11 protein-coding genes are annotated in these 16,248 nt (G+C 69.9%); 2 read left to right on the top strand and 9 right to left on the bottom strand.

All coding sequences use genetic code 11. The features are described 5' to 3' along the window. Nucleotides 1-80 precede the first annotated feature (80 nt). Entirely contained in the window at nucleotides 81-590 is a 510-nt protein-coding gene (locus tag C0216_RS30630; protein ID WP_114059125.1) for a hypothetical protein, read from the bottom strand. Nucleotides 591-805: 215 nt separating this feature from the next. On the opposite strand from C0216_RS30630, the gene C0216_RS30625 reads away from it, so the two are divergent. Next, on the top strand, nucleotides 806-2,194 hold the full coding sequence (locus C0216_RS30625; protein ID WP_246042986.1) for a hypothetical protein: 1,389 nt from the start codon (nucleotides 806-808) through the stop codon (nucleotides 2,192-2,194). A 109-nt stretch (nucleotides 2,195-2,303) separates the two neighbouring features. On the opposite strand, the gene C0216_RS30620 is transcribed toward C0216_RS30625, so the two are convergent. From C0216_RS30620 to C0216_RS33665, 4 genes are all read right to left on the bottom strand, one after another. After that, nucleotides 2,304-5,060, bottom strand: coding sequence for an RNAseH domain-containing protein (locus C0216_RS30620; protein ID WP_114059037.1), 2,757 nt, complete (start codon nucleotides 5,058-5,060; stop codon nucleotides 2,304-2,306). Continuing rightward, nucleotides 5,057-8,395, bottom strand: a complete 3,339-nt coding sequence (locus C0216_RS30615) for a hypothetical protein (protein WP_162793344.1) — start codon at nucleotides 8,393-8,395, stop codon at nucleotides 5,057-5,059. Before C0216_RS30615 ends, C0216_RS30620 begins: the two co-directional genes overlap by 4 nt. 26 nt (nucleotides 8,396-8,421) lie before the next feature. After that, complete coding sequence (locus C0216_RS30610; protein ID WP_114059035.1) at nucleotides 8,422-9,624, bottom strand: hypothetical protein; 1,203 nt, start codon at nucleotides 9,622-9,624, stop codon at nucleotides 8,422-8,424. A gap of 225 nt (nucleotides 9,625-9,849) precedes the next feature. After that, the gene (locus C0216_RS33665) at nucleotides 9,850-9,996 is read right to left on the bottom strand and encodes a hypothetical protein (RefSeq protein WP_162793343.1); all 147 of its coding nucleotides are present in this window, start codon (nucleotides 9,994-9,996) and stop codon (nucleotides 9,850-9,852) included. 136 nt (nucleotides 9,997-10,132) lie between these two features. On the opposite strand from C0216_RS33665, the gene C0216_RS30605 reads away from it, so the two are divergent. Further along, entirely contained in the window at nucleotides 10,133-10,624 is a 492-nt protein-coding gene (locus C0216_RS30605) for a hypothetical protein (RefSeq protein ID WP_114059034.1), read from the top strand. Nucleotides 10,625-11,670: 1,046 nt separating this feature from the next. Here C0216_RS30605 and C0216_RS30595 read toward each other — a convergent pair. The 4 genes from C0216_RS30595 to C0216_RS30580 form a co-directional block, all read right to left on the bottom strand. After that, on the bottom strand, nucleotides 11,671-13,302 hold the full coding sequence (locus tag C0216_RS30595) for a hypothetical protein (protein WP_114059032.1): 1,632 nt from the start codon (nucleotides 13,300-13,302) through the stop codon (nucleotides 11,671-11,673). 51 nt (nucleotides 13,303-13,353) lie between these two features. Continuing rightward, nucleotides 13,354-13,953, bottom strand: coding sequence for an RNA polymerase sigma factor (locus tag C0216_RS30590; RefSeq protein WP_162793342.1), 600 nt, complete (start codon nucleotides 13,951-13,953; stop codon nucleotides 13,354-13,356). An 80-nt stretch (nucleotides 13,954-14,033) separates the two neighbouring features. Continuing rightward, the gene (locus C0216_RS30585; protein WP_114059030.1) at nucleotides 14,034-14,339 is read right to left on the bottom strand and encodes a hypothetical protein; all 306 of its coding nucleotides are present in this window, start codon (nucleotides 14,337-14,339) and stop codon (nucleotides 14,034-14,036) included. Nucleotides 14,340-14,518: 179 nt separating this feature from the next. Continuing rightward, a partial coding sequence (locus C0216_RS30580) for a Helicase associated domain protein (protein WP_246042984.1) occupies nucleotides 14,519-16,248 on the bottom strand: 1,730 nt, incomplete at its 5' end.

Below are 16,248 nucleotides of genomic sequence, written 5' to 3'. Positions count from 1 at the left end.
GTGGTGCCGACGGTGCCTTGCGCGCCGGACAGCTCCCACGCCTTGCACGGGCACGAAGCCGCTGCGGGGTGACCAGGGGGCTACTCCTCTGACTGAGCCATGGCGAGACCGGAGCTGACGGGACGGTCGTCGTTGACGAGGATGAGCCGGTTTCCGGCCCAGGTATCGAGCCGGTCGCACGCCCGGGCGGGGTCATACGCTGCCGTGGGCAGCTGGGGTATGCGCTTTCGGCCGGTGTCGTCGAGCCGGTAGGGGACCTCGAAGGCCGTGTTCCAGCCGTCCAGATTCGAAGCAAAACGCTCTTCCGCGTCTGCTGGACCGATGCCCAGGTACTGGGCGATCTCCGTCCAAGAGCTGCCTCGCTCCCGTTCGTAGATCACGGCCGAGACCAGAGCGCGCTTTGCGAGTTCGATGAGTTGGAATGCCTGGCTGACCCGGCCCCCGGGGCCGGTGTCGGGGTCGTTCTCGGTGGCGACCAGGCCAGCGGCGCCATCGGCGACGTCCGCGGCGTGATCGCAGAGGACCAGGCGTGCCAGAGCCTGGCGGGTGAATCGGGCACGGTCGGCGTCGTAAGGGGTCGTCTCAGTCACCCGCACAGCCTCTCAGGATGCGTCCGCACCGAGTACGCGATTTCTGCCTTGGACAGCTCTCCGCTTGACGGCTTAGCAGCATGAGGTGTCTTTCCACGCGATAGCCGGGGGAAGAGGTCTGGTCTCTGTCCCGGGGGCTGGCGCCGCAGGAGATTTGAACGGGCAGGGTGGAATGGCGTCGGGGCGTCGCTCATCATCATGGGATGGGGGAACGGATGGACGTGGCGCTGTTGCGGAGGCTGATCGACGACGTGCTCGCCACGCTGTACACGCGCTACGGGCACAGGGAGCTCCCGGCCTTGTGTCAGCGCCTCGGTCTTCCCCCGCCGGATGAGGGGAGCACCAAGCACGAGCGCCTGGTCGCCAGCCTGAACGCCTGCCCGGACGACCGCCTGCCGGGTGTTGCCGACGCCGTTCTGGAGCAGGAGGAGCTGGGCCAGGCGAAGAGGATGGCGCTGCAGGACGTTCTGTGGCTCGGCCGCCACCATGTGCAGGTCCCGAGCCGGACGCGGCGCGAGCTTGCCAGGGACTTCGACCTCTCCGATCACCTCGGCTACCCGGACCGCTTCATGGCGCTGCTGGGCCGGCTGTGGCACCTGGACAACGACCCGATGAGCGGGTGGGTCACCTCGACCAGCAGCCTCCGCGACCAGATCAACCGCCACGTCGTCAGGTTCCCGGGCGACTGGTCGACCGAGGTGCTCTTCGAGGAGCTCGGTGCTTTCGAGGCCCCCCATCCGCGCTTCGGTGTCTTCCTTGAGGGGCTGGCCTCCGCCGCCGTTCTTCCCGACGAGCAAGCCCAGCGCCGCTTCGTCGAGCTCGCCAACCGGCATCTGCAACCGGCGGGCGCCATCCTGAGCCAGGATGGAGAGGCCGACGGCTACCCCCGGTTCCACCTGGTCCAGGACGGTCGCGGCACCGCGCGCCGGCCGCGGAACCTCATCTTCGCCACCCTGGGCAAGCCCGACATCCGCTTCACCAGCGCCCTAGACAACGACATCGAGGTCGCCGAGCGTGACGACAAGGTCCTGGTCTACGACCACCCCGTCGGCAAGGAGGGCTTACTCTGGCGCCACCTCATGGCCTGGTGGCAGGAGACCCGGAACATCACCGACACCGAGCAGGCGGCCCGGTCCCTCTACAGCCGCATGGAGGCTTCCCTGCCCCCGAAGTCTCCAGGGCAGAAGAACCTGTTCTGGCACTACCACCACCTCCATCGGGACCGTTTGAATGACGTTCCCGCCCTCCTGCCGGAGATCTGGCTGCACTGGGACCCCAAGACCGTCCGCGAACGCGGCCCGCAGGCCATGCAGAACCTGCGCATGGACTTCCTCATGCTGCTCCCGGGAAACCGGCGCGTGGTCCTGGAGGTCGACGGCATGCAGCACTACACCCGCAACGCAGGAGCCGAACCCGACAGTACGAAGTACGCCGCGACCATGGCCGGCGACCGCGCCCTGAAGTTTCGCGGTTACGAGGTGTTCCGGTTCGGCCACGACGAACTCCGCGACCGCGACCGTGCTCAGCCCCTGCTTGCCGACTTCTTCGCGACGCTCTTTGACTGCCTGCCTGGCTTGCGAGTGCCGCAGTCAGCCGGAGGCTGATCTGGGCTTCACTGTTCTGGTCAAGGCGCCCCTCTGTCTTCCAGGCCCCCCTTGTTCAACCAGGCGCTGAACTTCTCAAGGGCGTCCTCGCCGGGTGGGTGTGCCTTGGCTACAGGCTGGTCGTCTCCTTGTGCGCGGTGTCCTCGTCTTCGGCGGCGTCGGGGGCGTCCTCGGCGCTTTCCGCGGTGCGGCGGTAGTAGGGGTGGGTGGAGTCCATCCTGCGGGCGAGGTGGAGGGGGGTGGGGGTGCTTTGGCGGACGTCGGAGGTGATGCCCTGGTTGGTCAGGATGGCGGCGACGGCTCCGATGAGGTCGCAGTCGGCGTCGGGGCTCTGGGCGATGACGGTGAACCGGGTGGCGGTGTGGGCATAGCCGTTCTTGCTCTGGCTGCCGCTGTCGAAGCGTGTCTCGTCCTTGCCGAAGCGGCCGGAGGGGCCGGCTGCCCAGGTGCGGGGGACGTTGACGAGCAGGAGGTCGGGGTAGGTGACGGCGCCGTCGTCGGTGGCGAGCTGGAAGAGGCTGTTGGTGGTGTCGGTGGCGCGCCAGGTGCCGTCGCTGGTGCGCATGTGGGCCCCGGTGGGGCGACCGATGCGTTCCAGGTCGCCGATGACGCGGACGGTTGCCAGGGGGCGTTGGGCGCGGGGGAGGCTGTGGCCGGGCAGCCAGGACGCCGGGCGGGGCATGCCGGGCGGCGGGTCTTGGCCCAGGGCTTCGTCGGTGAGGCCCGCCCAGATGTACTCGGCGGCGTCGCCGTCGACGTAGAGCACCGCGGGGGCTGGTGAGGGGAGTTGGGTGCGGGTGGCGATGAGGGCCTGCTCGACGATGTCCGCGGCGGCGCGGGCCTGGAGTGTCTCGTCTGCGGCGGCGCGGTATCCGCTGACGTCCCAGGCGAGGTCGGCGGCGTGCAGCGCGGTGGTGGCCGGGCTGTGGGGCTGCCACTGTCCGGCCTGGGGGCTGTAGGCCCAGATCTGCCAGGGGGCGTCCTTTCCGCCGGTGGGGCGCATGGCGGTGAGGGTTGCGGTGATCGGTGCCGGTTCGGTGTTGCGGCGCTTGCCGGGGGTGCGGCGCTGGGCGTGGCGGCGGACGTGGATGCCGATGTGCCACCAGTTCTCGAGGGGAAGTCTGCCGAACGCGGCACCGAGGCGGTGGTCGGTGGCGCCGACGCCGCTGAGGATCTCGCGCAGCACGTTCGCGGTCGAGCTGTCGAGGCCGCTCTGGCGGGAGGCGATCTTCTTCGCGCGGTATTTTTCGTTGTAGGGCTTGCCCTCCCGGGTGTGGGTGGGGACCGGCGGCGGGGCCTGCTTGATGTACTGGGAGGTTGCTCCGAGGCGCGCGAGAGCATGCTTGGAGGGCCACTTGCCGTCCTCGGCCTCGGCCTTCTCGCGGGCTTCGACGCTCGGATACCAGCGCTCGGGGTCCCAGTCGGTCTCGCAGATCGCCGCGACGAGCGTGTCTTCGCGGGTGTGGGGGGCGAGCATCTGCGCCAGGTCCCGCTCGCGCTCCGCGCTGGTGCGCGGTCCGTGGCCGAGGGCACGGGCCTTGTCGTGGAGGAAGACGACCTCGATACGCCCGCCGGCGGCGGGTTCGACGTCGCCCTCGGCGGCCTTCCAGTCCTCGCGGGTGCCCCACTGGGCGGCGATCGCGGCCTTCACCCGAGCGCGGACCTCGTCGGTGCTCCACAGGACGGGGACGAGGAGGGTGCCCACGCCGGCGGCGTCCAGGGCGGCGGGGATCCGTTCGAGGGGGATCGGTCCGCTGACGCGTGAGCCGCTCTCGGTGGGCGGCACTTTCATGCCGGGGACCTCGATGAACACGGGGCTGCGGTGGCTGTACTTCTCGCACCGGGTGTCGATGGCCTCCTCGATGCGGCGGAAGAACTCCATGCCGTGTCCGCGGCCGAGGCCGGGGGTGCGGACGCTGGCCGGGGCGACGGCCCAGACCGGCCCCGGGGAGGTGTCGGCCAGGGCGTCGTCGGCGAGGTGCTCGGGGAAGGGCGGCACGTTCGAGCTCAGGCGGGGCAGGGCGGCCAGGCGGCGGCTGGCGGCGACCGCGGGGACGTTCAGGCGGCGCTTCCACGGCGGGCCGTCGGTGGCCGCGGCGACGGTGAGCCCTTGGCCGGGGTTGGCCAGCAGGACGGTGGCGACACCCTTCCAGGAGGTGGCGAGGAGGGTGGTGGTGGCGTTCACGGTCAGCGCGTGGCGCCTCGAGTGCCCGCTGGCGGCGGTGCCGATGGTGATACGGGGCAGCAGGTGGCGCACGATGCCCTTGCGGTCGGGTTCGGCGGGCAGTTCGTGGCCGATCGCGGCCAGGCGGCCGTCGGTGCACAGGGCGAAACGGACGGGGGCGCCGTTGTTGCGGGGCCACTCGAGGGTGGCGAGTTCCTCGGCCAGGCGCCAGCGTGCGAGTTCGCCCGGCCACCATCCGCGCGAGCGCTTGCCGACGCTCGGCGGCGGGGGCAGGACGGCGGAGCGGGGCTCGGCCCGGGCGAGGAGTTCGGCCAGTTGTTCGCCGATGCGCCGCCCGTCGGGGCCGGGGACCACGGCTTCGGCCCAGTAGCGGAACACATCGTGCCGGTCCTCGGCGCTGATCGGCGCCGCGCACAGGAGCTCGTAGCAGCCGTCGTTCCACTGCCAGCGGGCCCAGGTGCCTGCCGCCGCGCGCAGGACACATTCCAGCGCCCGGTAGGGCGGCTGCACGTCCAGACTGGTGCTGACGTTGCGCTTGTACTCGCGCGAGAGCTCCATGGCCAGGTCCATGGCGGGGGCGTCTGGCCGGTAGGCGATGACCTCGCCCAGGTCGGCGGGAGCGGTGCGGAACTGCAGCAGGCGGGCCTGCTTGCGGGCGACGCTGTCGAGCGGGCGACTCATGCGTACTCTCCCAGGTAGGCGTCGAAGCCCGCGCGCAGCGCGGGGAGCAGGTGCTGGGTGTGGGCGTACTCGGCGATTTCCTCGATGGTGTGGCCGTAAGAAGCGCCGAGCTGGACGAGGTCGTCCTGAGGGGACTGCTCGAGCAGCCCGCGGACCAGGGTGGGCAGGTCGGATCCCCAGGTGGGGTCGTGGAAGGCGCCGTCGATGAAGTGGAGCTCGACGTGGGTCTGCCCGCGGCGTCCGCGGCCTGCCAACTGGACGCTCTGCCCGAGGAGGGTGGCGACGAGTTCGTACTTCAGCTCGTCGGGCAGGGCGGAGAAGCGCTTGGGCGCGTTGAGGTTCAGGCGCAGGTGAGCGTCGGCCGCCGCCCGGGCCCGGGCCAGGACGGCGGCGGGGTCGTCGCCGGGCACGGCGTCGCGCCAACCCCGGGCGGCGACGCTGGCCGCCAGCACCGCCGGGTCGTCGGCCGGCATGACCGGCCGCACACCCATGGCGATCAGGGTGATGGCCGACACGGCGACGCCCTCGAACACGGTCAGCACGTTCAAGCCCCGCTCGGTTCGCGGCAGCGGTGAGATGAGCACCTCGCCGTCGAGGTCCGCCAGCTCCGCGAAACGGTCGCGCGTGAGCTGGCCGATCCCGTCGCAGACCGGCGGCAGAGACGGATCAGGGGTGTCCGCGACGGCGACGTAGATCCGCAGCCGCCGCCCGAGGGCGAGCGCAGTGTCGTACAGGGCCTGGGCGAACAGGCGTGCCTGCCGGTAGGAGTTGACGGTGATCAGGGCCCGCGCGCGATGCCGGGTGCGCTCCTGCGCTGCAAGCCGGTCCAGGTCGCGCACCAGGCACGGTGCGTAGCCGACGGCCAGTGAGATGACCCGATGGTCGCGTTCACTGTAGGGAGTGCTGCCGACGGCCAGCAGCTTTCCGTCGGAGACGGGGGTGCTGTTGAAGATGGTCAGACCACCGCGGAGGGTGTCGGGCATCGCCCAGTCGGGGCGGGCGAGCAGGTGGGTACGTGCCGCGCCCGGCATGAACCCGGTGGCGGACATGCCCAGGACAGTACGCTGGCGGCCGCTTAGGGCGAGGGAGACGATGCTGCCGAGGAACTGCGTCTCGGTGTGGGGGTCGGCGCGCAGCACCTCCATCTTCAAACTCGCGTGGGCACCCGGGTCGTCGAGCCCCTCGAAGCGGAACCCGCCCAGCTGGCGGCCCAGTGGCCCGAACGGGACGACGGTGCCGGCGCCCTGGTGGCCGATCGCGTCTGCGAGCTCGGAGGCCGCGTCGATGCCGTGCCCGGCGAGTTCGCCGGCCCTGTCCGTCAGATTGAACATCGTGTGGACGATGGCCGTCAGCCACGTCTTCATGATCAGCGCGTGCAGGACGCCCGCGGTGACCTCGGTGCGCGTGGGCGCCCGCACCGGCTCCGGCCGGCCGAGACCGCGCTGCGCCGGTACCGTGGACTGGGCAGGTGCTCCGTCGCCTCCGTCCTCGGCGGCGCAGAAGGCCGGCAGCGCGGCGGAGAGGATCTCCCGCAGTTCGTCCTTGAGGGCGGCAAGCTGCCACTCCCCGCCCTCGTCGATCGTGAGCATCCGCTCCAGTAGGCCTGGGACGGGCCGCAGCCGATCCGGCAGGACGGCGCTGGGAGGGCGGTCGCCCGGCCGGGTGGCCACGCGCGGGAGCAACGCCTGCAGACGGTCGGCCTGCTCGGCGGTGGCCGCAGCATCACCGTCCACCCCGATCAGGTGCTCCAGCAAATGCCGGTCCCACTGATGGGGCTGATACCAGCGCTTACGGTCCTGCAGGACCTGCCGCGTCCGGCGCGGGTCCTGCCCGCGGGCCAAGGCCCGCGCCTGAGCGACCTCGGTGCAGACCTCCTCCCCGGCCACCAGGTCCAGCAGCTGCTCGGCCAGGAACACCGCCCGGGTCAAGGGCCGGCGCACGGCCATCGCCAGCCGCGGCGGCGCTTGGTGAAGACTGTCGCGGATGCGCCGCAGCACCGTGGTCGGGCGGGAACGGGACGCGAGCTCCAGCACACCGCACGCGTCGAACCCCCGCGACTGATAGGCGTCGACCTCGTCGACGACCACATAGGACGCCAGGCGCAGAAGGAACTCCCGCACGCTGATGCTGTTGCGGACCTCCCCGTCGACCTCCACCGGAACCTTGATCATCCCGGACTGAAAACAGGCATGCGTGGTCACGATGATCCGGGCCGTCGTCGCGGCCTCGACATGGGAGAACTTCCCGCAAGACGCCACATAAGGGCACAGCGCCCGCTCCGGCTGGCCGAAAGCATCCGACGCCGCGACCGTGCACGGCTCCCTGCCGCCCTCGAAGGCGTCCCGCCCCTCGAGCTGCGCCTGCACAGCGCACCCGTAGGCCGAGTTGTCGATGAGGAAGGCGATGCTCCCCGAAGCGTGCCCCAGCGGCACGCCGGTCCCCTCCAGCTTCGCCGCGGAGCGCAGCGCGAAGTCGTACCGGCTGTTGGGCGCGATGAACGGCGTGGCCGTCTCCTTGACGCCCGCCGCCCGCAGCTCCTGCTGCAAGGTGGAGGCCTCGGCGTAGACGTCGCCGTTGTCGCTGACCACCAGCACGGTGGTGCGGCCCTGGCCCGCCTGCTGGATCGCCAGCCCCCGGCCGAAGACGTTCTTGCCCACGCCCGGCGGCGCACTCAGCAGGTGCATCCGGCCCGGCGGCAGGACGACGGGTTCCACAGGGCGCTGTCCGCCACCGATGGTCCCGCGCAGCAGCAGCGCGATCTGCTTCTCGCGGAAGGCCGGGCCCTTCATGCCCTCGTCGGTGTCCCGACTCTGCCAGCCAAGCTCGTCGGCATCCACCACCAACTCCACCGACGGCGCGGTCACGACCTGCGGCGGCCGGTACACCCCCTGCTCGTCGGGGAAGGCGAGCTGGACCCGCCCCCGCGATGTCGGCGCCGACCAGCCCGATCCGCTCGCGACCCGCAGCACCCGCCCGCGCCTGGTCGGCGCGAGCAGGCGTTCGGCGACGTCCGAAGGATCCTGCCCGTGAACCGGCAGCACCTCCAGCGCCCGCCCCCGCGCGCTGTACCCAAGCGTGTAGAGAGCGGGCAGCGGGTCGTCCGCGTCCAGGGTGTGGAAGACGTCGTAGAGGGACCGTTCGACGTGGTGCAGTAGCGCCTCGCCCCGATGGCGGGCGCCCAACAGCACTCCCAGGCGCTGCTTGTCCGCCTCAGACCACTGCTCCCAGCCCGCCACGACACGGGGCGCGTGCCCGCTCAGCAGGACATGGGCGTCCGCGACGCGCACCACCTGCCGCCCGTCGCGAAACCGGGCGGGAAGAAGATACTCAGCCAAGGCCAAAGCAGCGGCCAGCGTCCTGCTCACGCCCCCTCCACCTCCGCCACCAGGTCGGCATCGGTCAGCACGCGCGCCCCACTGCCCCGCACCACCCGGCGCAGCAGCGGCAGGTACCCCCGCAGGTGCTCAGGCACCACGAAGCACAGCTCGCCGGACCCCTCGGGATCCTCGCGCAGCTTCTGGGCCAGCCCGTACGGGTCGGCCCAGGTCTTGACATCGACACGCCACGCCCTGGACAGGCCGGGACGGCCGACGTGAAGGTCGTAGGCGTCGCCAAACGGCCACAGCCGCACCTCCGCACCCAAAGCGACCAGCCGGTCACGCAGCTCGACCTCAAGCAGGCCCGGAAGCGTCACCCACAGCCACAGGGCGTAGGGCAACGCCACGTAGCCCTCCACGGGCAGCAGCTCCGGCACGCTGCGCAGCTCGCCACACGGGGCCAGGCGCCAGCCCTCCGCCGCAGTCGGCTCGGCCCAGTACCGGGCGCCCAGCAGGCCGTGACGCTCATCCTCGCACTCAAGGTCCACTACGCCGTCGGCGCGGTAGGTGGCCCTCATCGTCCACCTGCACATCGGACACGCTGCCCACAGGCCGCCGAACTGCCGCGTCGGGGAGATACCGGTGTACGCGCCCAGCTCGACCAACGCAGCGTTCCGGGACAAAACGCGCCGTGTCAGGACGGGCGTGCGGACCATCGCCTCCCGGCCCCGGGTATATGCCTCAAAGCCGGCAGCCCTCAGCGCGCGGAAGACGGCGTGCTGGACGGTCTCGCCGGAGATCCGCGACAGCCCGGTACTCACCGGCAACACCCCCACCGCCCGCAGCAGGCTGTGAAGATGGCGGATGTCGGCACCGATCCCCGGAGCCTGATGGCCGTGCTCAGAGGCCTCCACCGCGAGCCGGTGCAGCGCCGAGCTGGGCATGCCGTCGTCATCGAGCAGCCACAGCTCGCCGAGCACCGAACCCTGGGGCCGTCCCGGCAAAAGGTCGGCCACCCGGCTTCCGCGGAGCCGACGGGCGAACACCGCGTACGACGGTGCCTGCTCAAGGACCCCGAACGAGCGCACATAGCGACCATGGCACTCCATCAGCAGCCGCATTCGCCGGTGCGCCTCACCCTCAGTGCTGCTCAAGGCCAGCGCCGCGACCACGCAGGCGTCGAGCGCTGCGAGCTGGTCCCCGTCGAGTTCTTGAACGGCCGCTGCCGTCCCGGCCACCGCCGACACCCCGGTCCTCCCCACACGACATCGAGCCCGCGCCACAACCGCAACCCCTGTGGCCTGCATGAGGGCACGGGGGATGCGGGGACTTTCCCCTGATTCGGTGATTCGGAAAGGATGGCCGGTTTGTCCGGCAAAAAGAAAGCATGTGCTGTGCCCTCTTGGAACCCGCCGCGCGGTAGGGGCCGCGTCATGGGTGACGCCATCCGGGGGTTGTTGGGGTCCGCGGGGTCAGCCGGCGGCGGGCAGTACGGGGTGGTCGATGTGGTGGTGTTCGATCTCCACCCCGTACGCGCCGCCCCACGCCTCCCGGACGAGTCGGCCGACGGCCTCCGCGGCGGCGACGCTGCGGTGCCGGCCGCCCTTTCTCTCGCCCATTGCGAGTTGTTGCTTCCGACCGGCCAAACATGTAGCACCCAGCGTGGGGCCGGAACGCTACTCACCTTCCATCACCCTAGAAATCCAAGGGTTTCCAAACCTTGCTAGGAGACTCCGGGGTAGCTAACCTGACGGCATGACAGACACCGCGACCACCAACCGCTGCCACTGCGGCTGCCAGACCGCCATCGGCTACGGACGCACCTTCGCCGCCGGTCACGACAAGATCGCCGAAGCCGCCTACCTCGCCGTCCACCACAACGGCTCCGTTGCCGAACTCCTCAAGAGCCAGGGCTACGGCCCCGACAACCCCGTCACCGACGCAGCCGTCGAAGCGGGCGCCTGGAAGAAGTGCGACCACTGCGACTACAAGGGCGCCCCTGAAAGCATCCGCAACCACATGGCCAAGGTGCAGAAGGCTGAGAACACCCAGCGAGAGTCCCTGGAGAAGTCCGTTCGCGCGCTCGGCGGAACCTGGGACCCGAGCCGCGGAATGCAGACCCTGCGAGATGCCGGTTACCACCCCTCCGAGAAGTACATCCGAGAGGTGTACCGACGACTGGCGGACAGTGGCCTGCTGGAGAAGGTGGATGAGCACCGGGCCATCTACTTCGTCATCGAGAAGTAGGGCTAGCAAGTGAGCCCTGCGCTCGTGAAGATCGGGCCAGAGGACGTGTCACCTGGCCCGATCTTCACGGCCCGGCACTCCCGAAGCTTCTGCCAGATGCCATTGGCACCTGGCAGCTTCGGGAGTACCGGGCCGTGAAGGGGTCCAGCCGCGGTGAGGTCAGAAGCCGCCGCTCAGCTTGGCCGTGCCCCGGTCTCATCCGGAAGGCAGGCGTACGCCTCCCACTCCTGCCCGGCCACGTGGCCTTCCCCCACCTCGGGTGCACCGTCACCGACTCGGGGAGATCCGGCGGCACCTGGTACATGGGAACGCCCTCCCCGACCCGGATCATCTTCGCGACGAACGCGCCAATCTTGAGCACCGCCTGGTAGCTGTGCCCTGTACCGCCGGGGTCTATCCGGCTGTGCATGTTCTTGCCGTGGTCCATCCGCTCGAAGACGGTGCGGTAAAACGGCTCGCTGAGACCGTGAGCCGACTGGTAGCGGGACAGGGCCATGACCATCCGGGGTCCCAACGCCCTAACAGAGACCGAGCATCTTCGAGCCCGATGACTTCCAGCGGAGGCCGCTTGCCGCCGTAGTGCGTGTCGAAGTAGATGACCATCAACTTCATCGCCGACCACAGCGCCACCCTCTTCTGACGCTCGGGGGTCAGGACGACGGGAAGGCCCTTAAGCGCAAGAGCATGACGGGGCATCACCCGTGAGGGAGCTGGCCTGCCTCCATATTAGCGTCATTTTGACGAAAATGCGGGTTCGTCTCGTGCCGCTGGACGGCTGGGGCCCGGCCACAAGGTGTGGCCGAGCCCGAGATCGTCCGGGGAGGGCGCGACGCTCACACGGCGGCAGCCTCCTTCGCCTGGGGCAGCAGCTAATCCCTGGACGTCGCCCTCGTCGTCCCCGAGCTGGTCGCGGAAGTCCAGGGGGCTACGCCGCAATAGACCGCGCCGCCTGGCGCCCCTTCGCTTCGTCCGGCTGACGTCACGGTTGACGACATACCGGCGTGCGGCGAAGGAATAGCCCCCGCCGCCGGATGACCCACTGCTGGTCAGGGGCACAGCTCGTAGACCTGGATGGAAGCGGGTGTGGTTGTAGTGCGCGGAGCTGGCGCTGGGCTTCGGTTTGTGTGCCCGGCCGTAGGGGCGGAGGGCTCGTGGCAGTTCCCCTGTAGGGCGGTGATGGCGGTGGGTGTTGCGAGCTGTGGGGCGGCTCCTGCATCGGGGGCTGTGGCGGTGAAGAGATAGAGGGCTTCTTCGTCACGGACCACGTGGAATGCCGACTGGGGATTGCGTGGAGGGACGGCTGACAAAGGTGTGCTGTTGTGCAGGAGCTCGGCCCAGTCCAGGCCGATGCGATCGTTGGCGGGCGAAGGGGGTGGAGTGAAGACGGCTGTTGGCAGATGGTCGCTGGCCGAGGATTCCGGCCGGGGCATCATCCTGCGTTCCAGCGCTGCGGCCCACTGGCTTGTGTCGAAGAACCAGAAGGTCTGGAGGGCCTCCTCTGCGCGGTGGCGGCGCAGCCTGGATACTACGGAGTCTGCCCACGTGAGCTTTCCGCCTCGCTCGGAGTCTCCGGTGAGAGCCGCTGTTCTGCCGGCGGTAAGGCGTTCCTTCCCCACGATGTGTTCCATCACAGACCTGCGATCGGCTGAGGCATGGCTTTGCCTGCCGGTTGCGTTGCCCCAGTATGTCGCCCACAGCGCAACGAGGTCCGTGCCTACTCCACGATCGTGTTTGATGACGCAGTGGCGGCAAGCCCGGTGCGCCGTCTGAAAGCGCGGCGTGCTCTCGCTCTCGCACCTCATGCACTGGCGCACCCAAGGTGCATGGGCCTGTCCGAGGTATGGCTCTAGCGGGTTCACCACGGCGGACAGTAGTAGCGCGTCATGCGCCGCCCCCTCAGCCCGCGACTCGAGTACGGGCCAGTGCCGCAACTGGCAGCCCGCCAGGAAGATCAAGAACTCATGCTCGAAGCTGGTCATGTCCCGCCAAGGCGTCTCCAGCGCGCCGAAGCTACGGCCTGTCGCCTTGATCAGTCTCACTGCACGCGTGGAGGCGCCGGCGAACCACAGACGCGGCGGCTGCTCGGGCTCCGACGAAGACGCCGCTTTGCGGGCGGCTGGAAGATCGATGCAAAACGCGAGGAGCTCGTCGTAGTACGCGAGGTCCTGCGGCTCGTAGGGCTCGTCAGAGTCGATGGTCAGGGCGGGCAGTGAGGTGACGATGGAGACGGCCCCGTTGTCGACGACGAGCGCCCTGTTGCCCGCGGTGGTGTGAGTGATGAACGGGTCGATGAGGCGGTGGGCATCGGAGTGTCCCCACTCTGCGGCCCGGCACAGGGCCGCGAGGATGCCAGCCACCACTTGTGAGCGAGCGGTGGCAGGGGCGGTGCTGATCTGCCGCAGGCCGAGGACGGCGAGACGGAACGCGGCACCGGGATGCCGCTCGTCGCAGGCCATCGTGAACCAGGTCCGCGCCCGGTCGACATCCCCCTGCTCTAGTGCGAGAGATCCCATGACGTATGCGGTGTTGGCGCTCTGCCGGGCCAGGGCCACCTCATCGTCGGTCCGGTCATGCCGAGGCGCCTGGCCCGGCCAGTCGCAATCGGGCCGGTCCCAGTGGTCAGCCGGTTCGTCCAGCAGTACGAGTACCTGCTGGTGGATGCCCGTGTCGCTCGTCATTCCGGTCCTTCCCTGATCGTCGGTCCTCCGTGGGGTCTGTCGGGCGCTCATCTACTGCTCACCTGCCGTCGGCGTAGGCGGCTGACCACCCGGCCGGATGTACTGCTTCAGTTCCTTGCGTAGGACCGCGATCCCGCGGTGCCGCTGCTGGTAGATCTGGTTCCTGGAAATGCCGAGGTCGGCGGCGATCCGGTCGTCGTCGTGGCCGAGGCTCTGACGGAGGATCACCTCGTGCTGCTGCTGCGCGCTGATGGTGCTGATCGCCGGGTCGACGACGTCCCACACGTCGGCGTCCTCTTTGAGCCGCGTGGCGACGGCCTCCGCAACGGCGGTGCCGGCTGCCATCTGGCGCTTCGGATCGACGCTGCGGGCGACGGCGTCGGAGGGATCGGCGTCGGCGGCCTCGCCGCCGAAGAGAGCGAGCAGGCCGGTCGGATCGGTCTGATCGACCAGCCACTCCTTCTTCCTTTCCTTCACCCACTTCAGGGCGTCGTTGTACGCGATCTTCTTGATGTACGCGACGGGCTCCCGGTCGAAGTCGATGCCCTTGCGGTACGCGGTGAAGAACGCGGCCGTGGCGATTCCTTCGAGGTCTGTGTCGCGGAGCTGCGATCCGAACTTGTGCTTCAGATATGGGGCGACGTCTTTCATGCAGGTCTCGAAGAGTGCGAAACCTGCAGGGTCCTGGGCGCGGAAGGCCTCTGCGCCCAGGACCTTGCGGGGTGAGCCGTTCACCACAGCCGGTAGCCGTCCCCTTCACTGCCGGTGCCGGGATGGAGGGCGGCGGACCAGACGAGGAGTCGGGTGCCGTCGGGGGCCTCGTAATAGGCGTTGGCCCCGGGCGGAAGGTGGCGCAGGATTTCCCCGGCGGTGCTCGACTCGGTCGTGGTGCTGGTGTTGGTGCTTGGCGCTGGCGGCGAGCCTCGGCGCGCCCAATCCAGGGCCCTGGTACTGGGGCGTTCGGGGTTGTTCCTCCAGGCGGTGTAGAGCTCGAGCCCGAGGTTGAGCAGGAAGGGCAGGTACTCCAGCGGGGACATCGTGTCGGTTACCTCAGGTGGTGTTGGCCGGGTGTTCGTCGCGTACACCCCTCATAGGGCCCCGCACCCCCAGTTCTTAACAGCCGCCCCAAGATTTATTTTCAGAACGTGTTCAGCCGCCCAGACGCACGGCGGGGCCGGACAGGAACACCCTGCCCGGCCCCGCCGTCCGTACGCCGCTACGCCCACCGCATCCCGATCTTGGACAGCAGTTCCACCCGCTCCGGGGACAGCGTCGCTGCCCTGGAGCGTTGGTTCCCGACCCATGCCCCGAGCCGGAGCTCCCGTTCCTCCTGGTCTTCGCCGACGATCCGTTCGACGTGCTTCCTCGGCACGCGCAGGTGCCCTTCGCGTTCGTAGTACTGCTTGGCAGCGGCGTAGTTCATTGCCCATTTGTCGGCCTGCGTACGGCGCGGCTGCGGCTTCTCCTCCTCGGTCGCGGGTGTGATGCCGAGGACCTGCTCACACATCCACTGCTGCACGGCCGTGAGCTTGTCCCAGCCGAGCCGCTGCGCCCGCACCCACCGTCCGAGGTCCTCGCCCTGGTGCATCACCTCGCCGGGCTCGGTCGGCAGCGTGCCGCCGGCCTCCTCGAGGTGGAGCCGGACGAGGTGGAAGGCGCGCTGCCACTCCACCGGCCAGCTCGGGCACCAGGAGGGGTCGATGTCCTCCAGCTGCTCGCGCCGCTCCGGCGACAGGGCGCCGGCCCACGACTCCACCGGCAGCCCTTCGGCCTGGCGCTGCTCAAGTTCCAGAGCGCGCCGGGCGGCGGCCCGCGCGTTCTTCAGCCAGGTGCCCACCCGGTAGCCCTGGTGCGTGGCGTCGAGCGGGGCCAGGAGGTGCCCGTTCACCTCGGCCCACCCGCGTGCGGCGGACAGGACCTCCTCCCATGCGACGTCGAAGTGGCTCCACACCATGCCGAGCTTCTCCAGCTGGGCGATGCGGTCCTCGTCCATGTCCCCGCGGGCGTAGAAGCGCCGGTTGTCGGCGATCCACTGCCCCAGGGGGAAGTTCGCGAGCGAGGCCGGCCAGCCGACCCCCTCCGCCTCCTCGCCCTCCGGCACGCGGTACGTGAACGGGACCTTGAGGTCTCCGTGCTCGCGCGCGAAGATGACGGCGGCCTCCACCCCGCGCCGCCAGTGCTCGTGCTCGGGGTTGAGGACCCGCAGGTTGATGAACGCCGCCAGCTGCGCCGGATCGCGCGGCGTGCTGAACTTCAACAGCTTCCGCGCGGACGCCGACGGGCCGCCGGACCCGTTCCCCTCGCCCCGGCCCTCCTGGCCCTGCGCGGCCTTCTGGACGGGCTTGTAGGCGCTGGGAGCCTGCTGCTGCGCCAACTGCTCCACCACCCGGGCGTCGTGCGCCCTGAGCGCCTCCAGCAGCTTCGCCAACCCGCCGAACGCCCTGGAGGTGAGCATGTTGTCCGCCGTCTCGCCGGGCCCGAGCAGGACCGGCACGACCAGGCTGGCCACCTTGCCCTCGCCCGGGTGCATCCGCAGCGCGCGGCCCACGGCCTGGACGAGGTCGGGCATCGAGCCGCGCACGTCGGCCCAGTAGACGGAGTCACATTCCCGGGTGTCCACGCCTTCCCCGAGCACCTTCACCGAGCCCAGGAAGCCCTTCTCCACGACCGTGCCGTCCGTGGCGATGCCGTCGGCGAACTCCCCGAGAACCCGCCGCCGGTGGCCCGGCTTGTGCTCCCCGCACAGCCAGTCCGCCCAGATCGTGCGCGGGTACAGCTCCGGGTCGGCGGCATGCAGCTGCGCGGCGACGTCCGGAAGGCCGGCCGCGAACGCCTCGGCCTCCTTCACCACGTGGTGGAAGACCAGCGTGCGGCGGAAGCCCTCCTCGGCCGACGCCTTGAGCAGAGCGGTCTGGAGCGCAGCGAGCCGGGCACCGCGGACCTCGT

The sequence above is a fragment of the Streptomyces globosus genome, assembly GCF_003325375.1.
Taxonomy (GTDB): domain Bacteria; phylum Actinomycetota; class Actinomycetes; order Streptomycetales; family Streptomycetaceae; genus Streptomyces; species Streptomyces globosus_A.
Note: the sequence above shows the minus strand (reverse complement) of the source record. Positions and strands in the feature narration are given on the sequence as shown.